Origin of the sequence: Rhodococcus tibetensis (assembly GCF_024438035.1) — a bacterium.
Taxonomy (GTDB): domain Bacteria; phylum Actinomycetota; class Actinomycetes; order Mycobacteriales; family Mycobacteriaceae; genus Rhodococcus_F; species Rhodococcus_F tibetensis.
On the sequence record NZ_JANFQF010000001.1, the window covers coordinates 449,450 to 464,278 of the forward strand.

General features: G+C 66.3%; 11 protein-coding genes and 1 pseudogene. 8 read left to right on the plus strand and 4 right to left on the minus strand.

Annotated elements, in window-relative coordinates:
• Nucleotides 1-12: 12 nt before the first annotated feature.
• A complete protein-coding gene (locus NOF53_RS02230; protein WP_255965325.1) occupies nt 13-930 on the plus strand; it encodes a mechanosensitive ion channel family protein in 918 nt (305 codons plus the stop codon).
• A gap of 28 nt (nt 931-958) precedes the next feature.
• Nucleotides 959-2,299: a cryptochrome/photolyase family protein gene (locus NOF53_RS02235; protein WP_255965326.1), complete on the plus strand. Its 1,341-nt coding sequence runs from the start codon at nt 959-961 to the stop codon at nt 2,297-2,299.
• On the opposite strand, the gene NOF53_RS02240 is transcribed toward NOF53_RS02235, so the two are convergent.
• Nucleotides 2,286-3,512: an MFS transporter gene (locus NOF53_RS02240; protein ID WP_255965327.1), complete on the minus strand. Its 1,227-nt coding sequence runs from the start codon at nt 3,510-3,512 to the stop codon at nt 2,286-2,288. The genes NOF53_RS02235 and NOF53_RS02240 overlap by 14 nt on opposite strands.
• A 93-nt stretch (nt 3,513-3,605) precedes the next feature.
• On the opposite strand from NOF53_RS02240, the gene NOF53_RS02245 reads away from it, so the two are divergent.
• Nucleotides 3,606-4,190, plus strand: coding sequence for a TetR/AcrR family transcriptional regulator (locus NOF53_RS02245; protein WP_255965328.1), 585 nt, complete (start codon nt 3,606-3,608; stop codon nt 4,188-4,190).
• Between the two features lie 21 nt (nt 4,191-4,211).
• On the opposite strand, the gene NOF53_RS02250 is transcribed toward NOF53_RS02245, so the two are convergent.
• Together NOF53_RS02250 and NOF53_RS02255 are read right to left on the minus strand one after the other, a co-directional pair.
• Nucleotides 4,212-6,131, minus strand: a complete 1,920-nt coding sequence (locus NOF53_RS02250) for a propionyl-CoA synthetase (RefSeq protein WP_255965329.1) — start codon at nt 6,129-6,131, stop codon at nt 4,212-4,214.
• 100 nt (nt 6,132-6,231) lie between these two features.
• Nucleotides 6,232-7,269 carry an alpha/beta hydrolase gene (locus NOF53_RS02255; RefSeq protein ID WP_255965330.1) on the minus strand — a complete coding sequence of 346 codons (1,038 nt, stop codon included), beginning with the start codon at nt 7,267-7,269 and terminating at the stop codon, nt 6,232-6,234.
• 162 nt (nt 7,270-7,431) lie between these two features.
• Between NOF53_RS02255 and NOF53_RS02260 the strand changes: the two are divergent.
• Nucleotides 7,432-7,812 (plus strand): annotated as a pseudogene (locus NOF53_RS02260) (GOLPH3/VPS74 family protein); the annotation flags it as partial.
• A gap of 155 nt (nt 7,813-7,967) precedes the next feature.
• Here the strand turns inward: NOF53_RS02260 and NOF53_RS02265 are convergent.
• The gene (locus NOF53_RS02265; RefSeq protein WP_255965331.1) at nt 7,968-9,461 is read right to left on the minus strand and encodes an acetyl-coenzyme A carboxylase carboxyl transferase subunits beta/alpha; all 1,494 of its coding nucleotides are present in this window, start codon (nt 9,459-9,461) and stop codon (nt 7,968-7,970) included.
• Nucleotides 9,462-9,639: 178 nt separating this feature from the next.
• Between NOF53_RS02265 and NOF53_RS02270 the strand changes: the two genes are divergently transcribed.
• The 4 genes from NOF53_RS02270 to NOF53_RS02285 are packed head-to-tail and all read left to right on the plus strand — an operon-like array spanning nt 9,640 to nt 14,822.
• On the plus strand, nt 9,640-10,467 hold the full coding sequence (locus NOF53_RS02270; RefSeq protein WP_255965332.1) for an FAD binding domain-containing protein: 828 nt from the start codon (nt 9,640-9,642) through the stop codon (nt 10,465-10,467).
• Complete coding sequence (locus tag NOF53_RS02275) at nt 10,464-13,187, plus strand: molybdopterin-dependent oxidoreductase (protein WP_255965333.1); 2,724 nt, start codon at nt 10,464-10,466, stop codon at nt 13,185-13,187. Before NOF53_RS02270 ends, NOF53_RS02275 begins: the two co-directional genes overlap by 4 nt.
• 10 nt (nt 13,188-13,197) lie before the next feature.
• Complete coding sequence (locus NOF53_RS02280; protein WP_255965334.1) at nt 13,198-14,169, plus strand: antibiotic biosynthesis monooxygenase; 972 nt, start codon at nt 13,198-13,200, stop codon at nt 14,167-14,169.
• A 32-nt stretch (nt 14,170-14,201) separates the two neighbouring features.
• On the plus strand, nt 14,202-14,822 hold the full coding sequence (locus NOF53_RS02285) for a PepSY domain-containing protein (protein ID WP_255965335.1): 621 nt from the start codon (nt 14,202-14,204) through the stop codon (nt 14,820-14,822).
• Nucleotides 14,823-14,829 lie beyond the last annotated feature (7 nt).

Genomic DNA, 14,829 nt, shown 5'->3' on the forward strand with positions numbered 1-14,829 from the left:
CACTCGGGTGCGATGTTGTCTTCGCTGCAGGCATTCGAACTGACCGAAACCAACCGGGACTGGCTCATACACCGACCGGCCGAGATAGCGATCTACGTGGTACTCGCGTTGATCCTGCGGTTCGCGCTGCACCGGCTGATCGAACGTATGACCCGGCGGCGTACTCCCACCGACAAACCGGCGATGCTTCGCCCTCTGCGTGAGCGAGCGCCGAGAGGCATCAAGGAAGCAATGGTGAACGAGCGCCGAGCGCAGCGCGCCACCACCATCGGGTCGGTACTGAAGTCCGCAGTCTCGATCGTCGTTCTCATCTGGGGTGTGCTGCAGATCCTCGGGATCCTGGGGGTAAATGTCGCCCCGTTCATCGCGTCCGCCGGTGTGATCGGTCTCGCGCTGGGATTCGGTGCGCAAAACCTCGTCCGGGACTTTCTGTCGGGCGTGTTCATGTTGCTCGAGGATCAATACGGCGTTGGCGACGTGGTCGATCTCGGTGAAGCCGTGGGAACCGTCGAGACGGTGGGCCTGCGGGTCACCACGATCCGCGACGTCAACGGCACGCTGTGGTACTGCCGCAACGGTGAGATCGTCCGGGTGGGCAACATGAGCCAGGGTCACGCGGTTGCGGTGGTGGATCTGCCGATCGCGCACGCCGCCAACGTCCAACGGGCATGTGAGGTCGCCTTCGACGCCATCCTGGAGGCCGCGCGGAGTGATGCCATCGAAGCCGACGTGCTCGAAACGCCCGAGATGCTGGGCGTCAACGCCGTGACAGCCGAATCGGTGACGTTGCGCATCACGGCTCGCACCAGGCCGGGACGACAGTGGGCGGTTCAGCGGACGTTCGCGCGTGCGGCTCTCTCGGCGTTCGAGGAATACGACATCGATGCGCCGTACCTCTCGATCGTGTCCTCGGCCCGCGTGGACGCCTGACACGGTCCACTTCAGTACCGTGGCAGGCATGGACACGGCACTGGTCTGGTTCCGGCGCGACCTCAGACTCGCCGATCTTCCGACTCTGCACACCGTCGCCGAGGCGGGGGCCCGCGCGCTCGGCCTGTTCGTGCTCGATGACCGGCTACTCGGCGCTGCGGGCGGACCGCGCCGGGATTTCCTCTTCCGCAGCTTGAGTGCCCTCGACGACCAACTCGGTGGGCGGTTGCTGGTAGTGCGGGGCAATCCAGCTGAGTTGGTCCCCGCGGTTGCAGAGGCGGTGTCGGCCGGTGAGGTCCACGTGAGCGCCGACTTCGGCCCGTACGGGCGCGAGCGTGATGCGGCTGTCGCGGAGGACATCGGACTGGTCGCCACCGGATCGCCCTATGCCGTGGCGCCCGGCAGGGTCACCAAGGGGGACGGCGAACCGTATCGAGTGTTCACTCCGTACTTCAGGCAGTGGATCGACCACGGGTGGCGTGCGCCGATCGACACCGGCGCCGCGACGGTCGACTGGATCGAACCGGACGACGTCACCGTCCGGCGGGCAGTAATCCCCGAGCCGGAATCCGAGGGTGTCGCCGCGGGGGAGTCCGAGGCGTTGCGGCGATGGACGGAATTCCTGGAGAACGAACTCGACTCCTATGACGACGCCCGCAACCGTCCCGACCTCGACGCGACGAGCCGGATGTCGGTGTATTTGAAATACGGCAACATCCATCCCCGCACCATGCTCCGCGACCTTTCGCGCCGCCGCGGTAAGGGTGCCGAAGCGTATCGTCGCCAGCTGGCATGGCGGGACTTCTACGCCGACATTCTCTTTCAGCGGCCGGACAGCGCGCGCGGCAACTACGACCGCAAGTTCGACGCGATCCGACTCGACTCCGGTGCCGACGCCGACGAGGTGTTCGCCGCGTGGTGCGAGGGAAGAACCGGATTCCCGATCGTCGACGCGGGAATGCGTCAGCTCCGGGCGGAGGCCTGGATGCACAACCGGGTGCGGATGATCGTTGCGTCCTTCCTGGTGAAGGATCTGCACCTGCCGTGGTGGCGGGGAGCGAGGTTCTTCATGAACCGTTTGGTCGACGGCGATCTCGCCAACAATCAGCACGGGTGGCAGTGGACGGCGGGTACGGGCACGGATCCCTCGCCGTACTTCCGGGTGTTCAATCCGATTACTCAGGGCGAGAAGTTCGATCCCGACGGCTCGTACGTGCGTAAGTGGGTGCCGGAGCTGCGTGGCATCCCCGGACGGGCCGTTCATTCACTGAAAGCGCTTCGGCCCGAGGGATATCCGGAGCCGATCGTCGACCACGGACTCGAGCGGCAGGAAGCTCTCGCCCGCTACGGCGAGATCAAGGCCCTGTGAGTACTGGCGTTTTGCGCAGGAGAAGCCCGAGCAGAGCTGCCGCGGCCAGGAGGATGACGAGTCCGCCGTAGAGGCGGGTGGTGTCGACCAATCCCACCTTGCCGACCAAGTATCCGGCGACGAGCGCCGGGACACTGTTGGCGAGGTAGGCGATCACGTAGATGGTCGAGAGGAGTCCCGCCCGCTCGTGGGGCGCGGCCAGAGGCATCACAGTATGAATTGTCCCCTGGAAACCGGCGCCGAAGCCGATCCCCGCGACGGCTGTTCCCGCCAGAAGAATCACAGCTGAGGACGTTTCGGCGCCGACGAGTGTGACGGCCACACCGGCGATCAGAGCAGAGGTGCCGACGAGCAGGACTTGCCGCGCCGCCACGTTGCGCAGCAGGAAGACCGTGATCGCCCCAGTTCCCGTCAGTGTCGCCACCATGATGGCACCGATCAGCGACGTGTGGACGTCCAATGCGCTGCGGGCGAGTGAGGGGCCGAGTGACAGGTAGAAACCGCCGAGCGCCCACACGGCGATCAGGCACGGCCCGGTGAGGAGGAGCATGCCCAGAGCGGGGGACGGTACCGCGAGAGTCGGGCGCATCGAGGCCAGCGCGCCCTGCTGCCGGACGGCAGTTTCTGGTGCCGCCCAGATACCCAGGGTCTCGAGGGCGAAGAGCGCGAGGAAGACGAGGAACACGGTGCTGGTCGGACGCGGAAGGTGCTCGCTGATCAGACTCGATCCGATGGCGCCGAAGGCGAGACCCACTGTGGGCGCGATGCTGTTGACGGTGGAACCGCGGCCGGGCCTGCGCTCGAGGTCGATGAGGGTGGATCCGAGCGCGCTGATTGCGGCGCCGGTCGCAAAGCCCTGCACTACCCGGGCTGTCAGGAGCAGTCCGAGGCCCTCAGCTGAGGCGAACATGGCCATCGCGACCACCTCGAACGTCAGAGCAGTGACGAGAACGGGGCGTCTGCCGATGTAGTCCGAGAGCGAGCCGACGGTGAGCAGCGCCAGGAGCAGACTGACAGCGTAGATTCCGAAGACCAAGGTGGATTGCAGGGACGAGAATCCCCACTGGCTCTGGTAGACCTCGTAGAGGGGCGTCGGTGCAGCGGACGCGCCGAGCAGGGTGGCGATCACTACGGCGACGAGGGTGAAGGCGGCGCCGCGACGCAGTTCGGGTCGCGACTTCGGTAGTGCGTCGGGTGCGGCAAGGATCGTCATGTAGTACTCCCAGCTTTAAAGCAAAGCATTTGCTTTTATGAAGCTACGCTGCCGTCGTCCTTAATGCAAAGAATGCGCGTTAGTATGGAGTTCATGAGCCCCGTTCCAGGTCCACGCCCCGGTGGTCGCAGCGCCCGTATCCAGCAGGCGGTGCACGCGTCCACCCGCAAACTGCTTCAGGAACGCGGCCGGGCCGAGATCACCGTGCCGATGATCGCCGCCGACGCCGGGGTCACCCCGTCCACCATCTACCGGCGGTGGGGCGACATCACCGAGGTGTTCGCCGACGTGGCGATCGAGCGACTGCGACCCGAGACGCCCCCGCGGGAGACCGGCAGTGTGCGCGGTGACCTTGTTGCCTGGGCCCAGGAGTATCTCGAGGAGATGTCCTCGCCGGTGGGCCGGGACGCACTGCGCGACATCGTGATGAGCGGTGACGAGGCCCGCCCCGACAACGACACCAAGCAGAACAAGTGTGCTGGCTTCTGCCGGATCCAGATCGACACGATTCTGCACCGCGACGAAAGTTTCTCGGCCACGCCAGGCGTCACCGAGCGGGTGATCGACCACGTGGTCGCACCGATCGTCTACCGCATCCTGTTCGATCAGGATCCGCTCGCCGAGGATCGCATCGAAGCGCTGGTGGACTCAGCCCTCGACGCGGCCGTTCACGCCTGAGGCACGTTCACGCCGGAGACCTCATTGCCGCAGCTGCTTCTCCAGCGCTTCGAGTACGGCGATGTCCTCGATGGTCGAGGGCACGGTGTACTGCTCGTGGTCGGCGATCTGACGCATCGTCTTGCGCAGTATCTTGCCCGAGCGCGTCTTAGGCAAGGCTCCCACGACGGTGACGTCCCGGAACGTCGCGACCGCACCGATCTGCTCGCGCACCATCGCGACCAATTCCGTCCGCAGGGTCTCCGGATCGATCTCGACACCGGCCTTGAGGACCACGTATCCGCTGGGCCGCTGACCCTTCAGCTCGTCGCGGATCCCCACCACTGCACACTCGGCCACGGCCGGATGCCCGGCGACCACGGCCTCTATGCTGCCGGTCGAAAGCCGATGCCCGGCAACGTTGATGACGTCGTCGCTCCGTCCGAGGACGAACACGTATCCGTCCTCGTCGATGTATCCCGAGTCGCCGGTGAGGTAGTAGCCGTCGAAGGTGGCGAGGTAGGACTTCACGAACCGGTCCGTGTCCCGCCACAGCCCGGTCAGGGTTCCCGGTGGGAGTGGAAGTCCGATCACAATGTTGCCTTCGGCCCCTGCCGGAAGGGTGTTCCCCTCACCGTCGACCACCTCGACGCGATAACCCGGAACCGGAACGGTGGGGGAGCCGGCTTTCACCGGCATGGGGTCGAGCCCGCGCAGATTGGCGCAGATGGCCCAGCCCGTTTCCGTCTGCCACCAGTGATCGATTACCGGGAGGTCGAGCACTCGGGTGGCCCATGCATAAGTGTCGGGGTCGAGGCGTTCGCCGGCGGCGAACAACGTCTTCAACGACGAGATATCGTAGTTGGCAATCTCTTTCGCGTCGGGGTCGGCCTTGCGGACCGCCCGGATCGCGGTCGGGGCGGTGAACAGCGCGGAGACCCTGTGGTCGGAGACCACCCGCCAGAACGCCCCGGCGTCGGGAGTGCCCACCGGTTTGCCCTCATAGAGCACGGAGGTGGCGCCGACCAGCAACGGCCCGTAGACGATGTACGAGTGGCCGACCACCCAGCCCACGTCGGAGGCGGTCCACCAGACTTCACCCGGTCCGATGTCGTAAACGTTCGACATAGACCAGGTCAGCGCGACCGCGTGCCCGCCGTTGTCCCGGACCACGCCCTTCGGCTTACCGGTGGTTCCCGACGTGTAGAGGATGTACAGCGGATCCGTGGCCGCCACGGGAACCGGCTGGGCGGGTGACGCATCGGCGGCCAGGGCGTCCCAGTCGAACCAGGCGGCTGCGCCGTTCCGGTAGTCGGCGGCCGATCCCGGTACGTGGTCGCGATTCTTGACGATCACCGTATGCGGTGGGGTACTCGACAATTCGAGCGCCTTCGCCACCATCGGCAGGTACTCGACGGTGCGCCCCGGCTCGAGACCACCCGATGCCGTCACCAGCGCCACCGGTCCGGCGTCGTCGATGCGTGTCGCCAGTTCCTTCGCGGCGAAACCACCGAACACCACCGAGTGGACCGCGCCGATGCGGGCGCAGGCGAGCATCGCGATGGCGGCCTCGGGGATCATCGGCATGTAGATGATCACGCGGTCGCCGGCCACCACACCCTGTCCGGCGAGCACACCGGCAAACCGTGACACTTCGTCGAGCAGCTGCGTGTAGGTGTACGTGCGGGAGGCCTCGGGCACCATAGCCGAGTCGTAGACGAGGGCATCCTGGTCACCTCGCCCGTCCCGCACGTGGCGGTCGAGGGCGTTGAAACAGGTGTTCAACCGTGCGCCCGGGAACCAGCGATACATCGGGGCGGAAGTAGCGTCGAGTGCCTGCGTCGGTTCCTCGACCCACTCGACTGCCGCAGCCGCCTTCAGCCAGAACTCCTCAGAATGTTCGACGCTCTCGCGGTAGACATCTGCGTAGCTACGTCCTGCGCTCGCTGTCGGAGAGCTCATCGATGTTCGTCCTCTCGCCGTTCACCTTGTGGCCTGAAACACCCTATGTGATAGCGGGTGACGCCACGACAGACAACGGCAGAGGCGGACACCGGCAGAGCTAGATGCCGAGGGAAGACGCAATCATCGGCCAGGAGTTGTGCAGATCGTCCTGCCAGTAGCCCCACGAGTGGGTGCCGGTCGGATGGAAGTCGAACGTGGCCGGGATCCCCAAGGCGTTCAGCCTGTCGGCCAGCCGATAGGTGCACTGATTGGTTCCCGCCTCGATGATTCCGCCCACGATCACCTGGTTGGCCAGGACACCCGGATCCCCGTTGACATCCGGACCGTTGAGGGTGTCGTGGTGGCCGGGCAACCCGGAACCATTGCTGACGTAGAGGTCGATTCCCCGCAGCTTCTCGGCGTTGACGACCGGGTCGTTGGCCACCCAATCCGGATCGTCGGGCGGTCCCCACATGTTCTCGACGTCTCCGCCGCGGGCACTGACGACGAAGGTGACGTAGTCCCGACCCGGTTTGGTGCTCGTCTCGGCGCATCCGCTGTAGGAGCCGACCGCGCGATACAGCGAGGGTGCGTGCTGGGCCAGGCTCAGGACGGAAGTGCCCGACATCGACAGTCCGGCGATCGCGTTCTCGCCGGTCGTCCCGAGCGTGGCGTCGACGATCGGGGGTAGTTCCTCGGTGAGGAAGGTTGTCCACTTGTTGAGGCCGAGGGTGGGATCGGGCTTCTGCCAGTCGGTGTAGTAGCTGAACGCGCCGCCGACGGGAGTGACGACATTGACGTTCTTGTCGGCAAAAAAGCTGACCACGTCTGTCTTGGCCTTCCAGGTTGCCGAATCCTGGCCGCCCCCGGCGCCGTTGAGCAGGTACAACGTGGGTCGGGGCACGCTGGTATCTGCGGGACGGATCACCTCGAGCAGAATCACTTTCTCCATCGCCGCCGAGTAGACATACATGTTCAGTTGGCGGTCGTCGACCTGCTCGATGTGGTCGAGAACAGATCCGTCTGCCGATGCCGGCTTGTCGGCGGGAAGCGCCCGCCACTCGTCCGCCGAAGCTGCGGCCACCTCGCCGAACAAACTCGCCGAGGTGACGACGGCGACGATCAGGAGCGCCCGACAGTGTCCGATCGCGCTCATAGCCGCTCCTCGTGCTTGACTGCGGTGCCCGACAACCGTCTGTGATGGTCAAAATATTTCCCCATCACGGTAACCGGCAAACATTCCCCGGGGCGGCTGAACGGACACCGGACTTCGCCGGGGACGTCCGCCCTATCGTGGACGCATGACGCTGCTTGCCGAAGACCTGCTGTTGCTGCTGCTCGACGACGCCTCGGGAAAGCCAGTGAGGAGAAGGGCAAGGTGCTCGGCATCTTCCCCACCGCCCGCTGGCCGGAGGTCGACAGCAGCCGAGAACGCGCGCTGCGGTCCGAACTGAGCTCCGCACTCCTCGACGGGGTCACCCCTACTCCGCGAACCGCCGCGCTCGTCTCCCTCCTGTCCGCGGTCGACGCGGCCCCGAAGCTGTTCCCGGACGCCGATCGTCGCGCCGTGAAGAAACGGGCGAAGGAGATCGCCGAAGGCGACTGGGCCGGCAAGGCCGTGCGCAAATCAGTCGAGGCAGTCAACGCCGCGATCATCGTCGCCGCCACCGTGCCCGCCATCGTCGCGGGGAGTGGCTAGGTTTCGATCGGGGGTCGCGCTGCACTGTGATGTTTGCGGCCTCGAACACGGACCTCGATCATCATCGGCCGTTCGATCACTCCGATCCCGCGGCCGGAGGTCCGACAGTGGCTCGCGACATCGCCGCATACTGTCGAAAACACGATCAAGCTTTCCTAGTCGAGGCCGAGGTTCCGGTAGCGGGCGAGCCGGGCCGCGAAGCGTTCGCTCTCGGGAACCCCGGTCAGGGCACGGAGTTCCCGGGAGATGGCCTCGCCGACTCGCTTGGAGAAATCGACGGCCTCGTCGGCGGCGTCCGGATGCTCGGGGATGATGGCGTCGATGACGCCGTCGCGAAGGAGGTCGAGCGAACGAATGCCCTGGGCGGCCGCCATCTCGGGGGCGTGTGTGGTGTCGCGGTGGACGATCGCGCTGGCGCCTTCGGGAGGTAGCGGGGCCAGCCACCCGTTCTGCGCCGCGAGCACGCGGTCGGCGGGGAGGAACGCGAGCGCCCCACCGCCCGTGCCCTGACCGAGCAGAACGGACACGGTCGGCGTCTTCAACGTCACGAGGTCGGAGATGCAGCGTGCGATCTCAGGGGCCAGCCCGCGTTCCTCCGCCTCCTGCGACAACGCCGCACCGAGGGTGTCGATCACCAGGACCAGGGGGATCTGCAATTCCTCGGCCAACCGCATGCCGCGGCGTGCCTCGCGGAGGGCGGCAGGCCCCATCGTGTTCAGCGCCGACTGCCCGGCGCGGTCCTGGCCCAGCAACACGCACGGAGCGCCGCGGAAACGGGCCAGCGACAACAGCACCGTCCCCTCGGTTTCACCCTGGCCGGTGCCGCTGAGGGGGACCTGCTCGGTGGCCGCGTGCCGCAGCAGGTGGCGGATGCCGGGCCGGTCGGCGCGCCGCGACAGCATCACCGACTGCCAGGCAGGAACGTCGGGAATCTCGATGTCCGGGATCTCGGCGGCGACCGTCGGGGTGGCAGGGGGGTCGATCAGCACCCGCAGCGCCCGATGTACGAGTAGTCGTAGCCGGGTCGCGGGGACGACGCCGTCGATGACGCCGTTGCGGTACAGGTTCTCCGATGTCTGTACGCCGTCGGGGAACTTCTCGCCGTACAGCGCCTGGTAGACGCGGGGCCCGAGGAACCCCACGAGTGCACCGGGTTCGGCCACGGTGATGTGCCCGAGGGAACCCCAGGACGCGAAGACACCGCCGGTGGTCGGATTCCGCAGGTACACCAGGTAGGGGAGATGGGCGGCCTTGTGGGTGGCGACGGCGGCGGCGATCTTCACCATCTGCACGAAGGCGACGGTGCCCTCCTGCATCCGCGTGCCTCCGGACGTGGGGGAGGCGAGCAGGGGAAGCCCCTCGCGGGTGGCCCGTTCGATGGCGCAGACGATGCGTTCGGCCGCCGCCACTCCGATCGAACCCGCGAGGAACGCGAACTCGCAGGCGATCACCGCGACCGGGCGACCGCGAACCGTGCCGACTCCGGTCAACACCGATTCGTCGACGCCCGACTTCTCGGCGGCCTTCATCAGGTCCGATCCGTACTTCTCGTCGGGCCGAACGTCCACTGGGGTGGTGTCCCAGGAAACGTAACTGCCCTGATCCAGCACCAATTCGAGGACGTCGTGGGCGGAGATCTTGGCGGCCATGGCCCTGAGAGTAGCGGTACGTCCGTTTGGCTCGATGCCTGCTACGGCGGGTGACGGCAGTCCCTTCGGGTGGAACAGCGCAAAACAGCGCCGACACACCGCAGCGGGTGTCTAGAGTCAGAAACGTCGATGCAGGTTGGGCATGAGAACGACACCTTCCCCCGAGGGGAGCAGTCCCATGGATCTCCACACTGTCACGGACGTCGTTCGACGACCCTCCGACAGGCCGGGGGAGGCATGGCGCGACGGTGACGCCTGGCTGGCCGGGGGCACGTGGTTGTTCTCGGTCCCGCAGCCCGACGTCCGCCGCCTCGTCGACATCACCACTCTCGGCTGGGACACGCTCGTGGTCGGTGACGCCGCCCTGCAGATCGGTGCCACGTGCACGATCCGCGAGCTGTATGCGCTGGAGCTGCCGGGTGACTGGCCCGCCGGCCCGTTGCTGGCGACGAGCTGCGAGGCGTTTCTTGCGTCGTTCAAGGTGTGGAATTCGGCGACGGTGGGCGGCAACATCTGCATGTCGCTGCCTGCCGGCCCGATGATCACGGTGACGGTCGCGTTGGAGGCGACCTATACGCTCTGGGATGCGGACGGGTCGGAACGCACCGTCGACGCCGCCGACTTCGTCACGGGGGATCACCGGAACGTCCTCGCTCCCGGCGAACTGCTGCGGCGCATCGACATTCCGGTGAGCGCTCTGCGCAAGCGCTACAGCCACCGTCGTTTCACCCTCACACAGTTGGGTCGTTCGACGATCTTTCTGATCGCCACGCAGTCGCCGGGAACCGATGACCTTCTGCTCACCGTCTCCGCAGGCACCACCCGTCCGGTGTGCCTGTCCTTCGACTCCATGCCCGATGCCGACGCGTTGCAGCGCAGCATCGATGCCATCCCCGCAGAAGTGTGGTTCGACGATCCGAACGGCACCCCCGACCACCGCCGTCACCTGGCGAAACACTTCGCCGAGGAGATTCGCAGCGAACTGGCGTTGGGAGAGCTGCCATGACGTACACCGTGAACGGCAGGACTTTCGACGAACAACCCGAGCCCGGCCAGTGTCTGCGCACCTTCGTGCGTGCACTGGGTCATCACGGCGTGAAGAAGGGCTGCGACGCGGGCGATTGCGGCGCATGCACGGTCTGGCTCGACGGCGCCCCGGTGCACAGCTGTATCACCCCTGCGTTCCGGGCCGAGGGCCATGAGGTCACGACGATCGAGGGACTGGGCTCACCCGACAACCTGCACCCGGTGCAACGCTGTTTCCGCGATGCGCCCGGCTTCCAGTGCGGCTTCTGCACCGCCGGGATGATCATGACCTCGGCGACGTTCACCGACGCCCAGAAGGCGGATCTGCCCCGCGCGCTGAAAGGTAACCTGTGCCGCTGCACCGGTTACCGAGCCATCGAGGACGCGGTCAACGGTGTCACCGCGATCGAGGAAGCGCTTCCGGGCAAGGCCGTCGGCACCAGCGTGGGAGCGCCCGCAGCCACCGACGTGGTGACGGGCCGCGCCGAGTTCACCATGGACACCGAGATCGAAGGCCTGTTGCACCTGAGGGTGCTGCACTCGCCGCACGCCCACGCGCGCATCGTCTCCATCGACAAGACTGCGGCACTCGCCGTGCCCGGTGTGCATCGCGTCTACACGTGGCAGGACGTGCCCCGGAAGAGGTTCACCACGGCAATCCACACCGACCATCTGGTCGATCCCGACGACACCTACATCCTCGACGACACCGTGCGGTTCGTCGGGCAGCGGGTGGTCGCGGTGCTCGCCGACACCATCGGAGCCGCCGAGGAAGGATGTCGGAAGGTGGTGGTCGAGTACGAGGTGCTCCCTGCGGTGTTCGATCCGGAGGAAGCGATGGCCGACGGGGCTCCCCGGCTGCACGGCTCGCACGATCCCTTCGTGCGGGACCCCGACCACAACATTCTGCTCGAACTTCACGGCGACATCGGCGACCTCGAGGCGGGTTTCGCCGAAGCCGATGTGATCCACGAGGGCACCTACTTTTCCCCGCGCGTGCAGCACGCGCATCTCGAAACGCACGGTTCGATCGCCTGGATGGAGGACGGCCGACTTCACGTGCGTACCAGCTCGCAGTCGCCGTCCATAGCCAAGGTCAAGCTGGCCCATCTCTTCGATCTGCGCCCCGATCAGCTGCGAGTGTTCTGCAAGCGAGTGGGCGGTGGTTTCGGTGGCAAGCAGGAAGTGATCGCCGAGGACCTGGTGGCTCTCGCTGCCTTGGACACCGGTCGTCCGGCCTGTTTCGAGTACACCCGGGAGGAGGAGTTCACGACGGCCTCGCCGCGGCACCCGATGAAGCTGACGATCACCTTGGGAGCGCGGGCCGACGGTACGCTCACCGCGTTTGCGGTGCGCAACGTGTCGAACACGGGCGCCTATGGCAACCACGGCGGCGAGACGCTGTTCGCGGCCGGAGCCGCCATCTCGCTGTACCGGTGTCCCAACAAGAGGTTCGACGCGTACTCCGTCTACACGAACACGGTGCCGAGCGGTGCGCTGCGCGGGTACGGCATGACCCAGCCGGCGTTCGCGGTGGAATCCGCCATGCACGAACTCGCGGTCGCCCTCGACATCGATCCGCTGGAACTGCGCAGGCGCAACATCGTGCGTCCCGGTGATTCCCTCGTCGCGATCGACGACCGGCCGGACGACGTCACCTTCACCGAGGACGGCCTCGCCCAGTGCATCGACCTCGTCGACGCTGCCCTGATACGCAGTGCAAACGGAAAAGTCCTCGGAGACCACTGGCTGGTCGGCACGGGTACCGCGAGTTCCGTGCACGAGACCGCCCCGCCCACCGAGCACATTTCCGAGGCATGGCTGACGCTCGGTGACGACGGCGTGTACGAATTGGCCATCGGCACGGTCGAATTCGGGGAGGGAACGTCCACCGCCCACGTGCAGATCGCGGCCAACCAGCTCGGCACCACGCCGTCGCGGGTACGGCTCGTGCAGTCCGACACCGACAGGACGGGTTTCGACACCGGAGCGTTCGCGAGCGCGGGCCTGTTCGTCGCCGGCAACGCCGTACTGCGGGCATCCGACGCCTTGCGCGACCGCATCCTCGCGTTCGCGGCCGCACACACCCGAGCCGATCTGTCCGAGTGCTCGATGGACGACGACGGTGTCGTCTGTGGGAGCCTCCGCCTCACGTTGGGCGAACTTCTCGATGCTGCGGGCCGACGCGGTATCCGGTTCGCCGCGGCGCGCAAGGCATACGGCTCGCCGCGCAGCGTGGTGTCGAATACCCACGGCTTCCGCATCGCCGTTCACCGAGTCACGGGCGAGATCCGCATTCTCTACAGCGTTCATGCCACCGACGCCGGGGTCGTCATCAACCCGGCCCAGGTGCGCGGTCAGATCGAGGGTGGGGTGGCCCAGGGCATCGGGTTCGCACTGACTGAGAACTACCACGTCGACCACACCGGCACGATGATCAACCCGAATCTGCGCAACTACCGCATCCCTACGTACGCCGACGTGCCGCGCACGGAGGTGTTGTTGGTCGACTCGACGGATTCTGTGGGCCCGTTGCGATCCAAAGGCATGGCGGAGTGCTGCATCAACCCGGTGGCGCCGGCGTTGGCCAATGCGCTCGAAAACGCGACCGGTGTGCGCTACCGGGAGTTGCCGCTGACACCCGAGCGCATCTACCGCAGGCTCGGCGAGTCGACTCGTGTTGCGACGGCGCAGTCCTAGGGCGGCGGCGATGCGTGCGGAAAGGCTCGACGGCGGCGCCGCGACGGTCATCATCGGCCAGAAGGTGCTCGCCGGTTCCGAGCGGGCGTTCGAGACGTGGCAAGAGGACATGAATGCTGCTGCCTCGGATTACGCCGGTTTCCTGGGCGCCGAGATCACCCCGCCGACCGACGTGCAACCCGACTGGGTGGTGGTCTACCGCTTCGATTCCGTCGCCCACGTGCAGGCCTGGATCAACAGCGCCACTCGGCAGAAGCACCTCGACGAGGGGCAGCGGTACTTCGACGGTCCCGCCACCCAGCAGGTCCTGGGCGGGGGCAAACAGCCCACCGACCCGCTCGTGACCGTCGTCGTGTCGCACCGTGTCGCGCGCGGCAAGGTCGACGCATTCCTCGAATGGCAGGAGCGATTGCGGTTGGAAGAGAGCCAATTCGACGGCTTCCGGGGCAGCGAACTCTTCCGACCCGTCGAGGGCGTGCAGGACGAGTGGACCGCGCTGTACCGCTACGACACCGCAGCGAACCTCGACGCCTGGCTCACGTCGAAGAAACGACAGGACCTGCTGGCGGAGGGTGAGAAGTTCTCCGACTTCGAGTTACGCACCGTCGACAACTCCTTCGGCAGTTGGTTCGCGTTCGACGAGAACGGCAACGAGGCGCCGCCGCCGTCGGAGACCAAGACCTCCATCGCTGTCTGGGTCGGGCTGTATCCCACCGTCGTGCTGCTCACTCTTGCTCTGGCACCGTTGCGGATGCCGCTGTGGCTCGGTCTGCTCATCGGCAATCTGTTGTCCAGTTTCATCATGAGTTTCCTGACGATGCCCCATTACGTGAACCCGCTTCTGGGGCGGTGGCTGCGGCCCCCCGCGGGTGCGTCGAAAGTGAAGACCAATCTGAGAGGGATCGCACTCGTCGCAGCCGCCAACGCGTTCTGGGTGCTCGTGTTCTTTCTGGTGACCACTCAGTTCTGGACCCTGCCCTGAGAAGCAGTGGAACCGACACGGAAGGATCGATGATGACCGCGAAAACCGTTCGAGATACGAGCCTGATCGCCATTGCCATGGCCTCGGCACTGCTCCTGGGAGGTTGTGGCTCGGACAGCACCGAAGACTCGGGTTCGTCTGCCACCACCACCGCCGCCGCCACCACCACCACAGGAGCGGCAACCACCACGGGCTCGGAGGCCTCGCCCACCGGAACGGCGGCCGCGGCGGTGGGCAAGCAACAAGCCGAACAGGCCGCTCTGGCGACGGTGCCCGGAGGCACGGTCATCTCGTCCGAAGAAGTGCAGCGGGATGGTAAGACGGTGTGGCACGTTCACATCCGCGACGGCAGGGGCTGGGACTACGACGTGAACGTCGACGCCGCCACCGGCACCGTCGTATCCCAGGACCAGGACCACGACGACGACAACACTGCTTCGACGCCCACCGCGCCGGCCGTGCCGCAGCCGGTCAGCCAGCAGCAGGCGGAACAGACGGCTCTCGCAACAGTGCCCGGGGGCATGGTGGCCTCGTCCGAGGAACAGCAGCGCGATGGTAAGATGGTGTGGCACGTCCACATCCGCGACGGCAGGGGCTGGGACTACGACGTGAACGTCGACGCCGCCACCGGCATGGTGGTACCCGACAACTGAGGGACGT

Excerpts from the sequence above, each read along its gene's own strand:
- NOF53_RS02230 (WP_255965325.1), top strand. The coding sequence starts at position 13 with ATGTTGTCTTCGCTGCAGGCATTCGAACTGACCGAAACCAACCGGGAC.
- NOF53_RS02235 (WP_255965326.1), top strand. The coding sequence starts at position 959 with ATGGACACGGCACTGGTCTGGTTCCGGCGCGACCTCAGACTCGCCGAT.
- NOF53_RS02240 (WP_255965327.1), bottom strand. The coding sequence starts at position 3,512 with ATGACGATCCTTGCCGCACCCGACGCACTACCGAAGTCGCGACCCGAA.
- NOF53_RS02245 (WP_255965328.1), top strand. The coding sequence starts at position 3,606 with ATGAGCCCCGTTCCAGGTCCACGCCCCGGTGGTCGCAGCGCCCGTATC.
- NOF53_RS02250 (WP_255965329.1), bottom strand. The coding sequence starts at position 6,131 with ATGAGCTCTCCGACAGCGAGCGCAGGACGTAGCTACGCAGATGTCTAC.
- NOF53_RS02255 (WP_255965330.1), bottom strand. The coding sequence starts at position 7,269 with ATGAGCGCGATCGGACACTGTCGGGCGCTCCTGATCGTCGCCGTCGTC.
- NOF53_RS02265 (WP_255965331.1), bottom strand. The coding sequence starts at position 9,461 with ATGGCCGCCAAGATCTCCGCCCACGACGTCCTCGAATTGGTGCTGGAT.
- NOF53_RS02270 (WP_255965332.1), top strand. The coding sequence starts at position 9,640 with ATGGATCTCCACACTGTCACGGACGTCGTTCGACGACCCTCCGACAGG.
- NOF53_RS02275 (WP_255965333.1), top strand. The coding sequence starts at position 10,464 with ATGACGTACACCGTGAACGGCAGGACTTTCGACGAACAACCCGAGCCC.
- NOF53_RS02280 (WP_255965334.1), top strand. The coding sequence starts at position 13,198 with ATGCGTGCGGAAAGGCTCGACGGCGGCGCCGCGACGGTCATCATCGGC.
- NOF53_RS02285 (WP_255965335.1), top strand. The coding sequence starts at position 14,202 with ATGACCGCGAAAACCGTTCGAGATACGAGCCTGATCGCCATTGCCATG.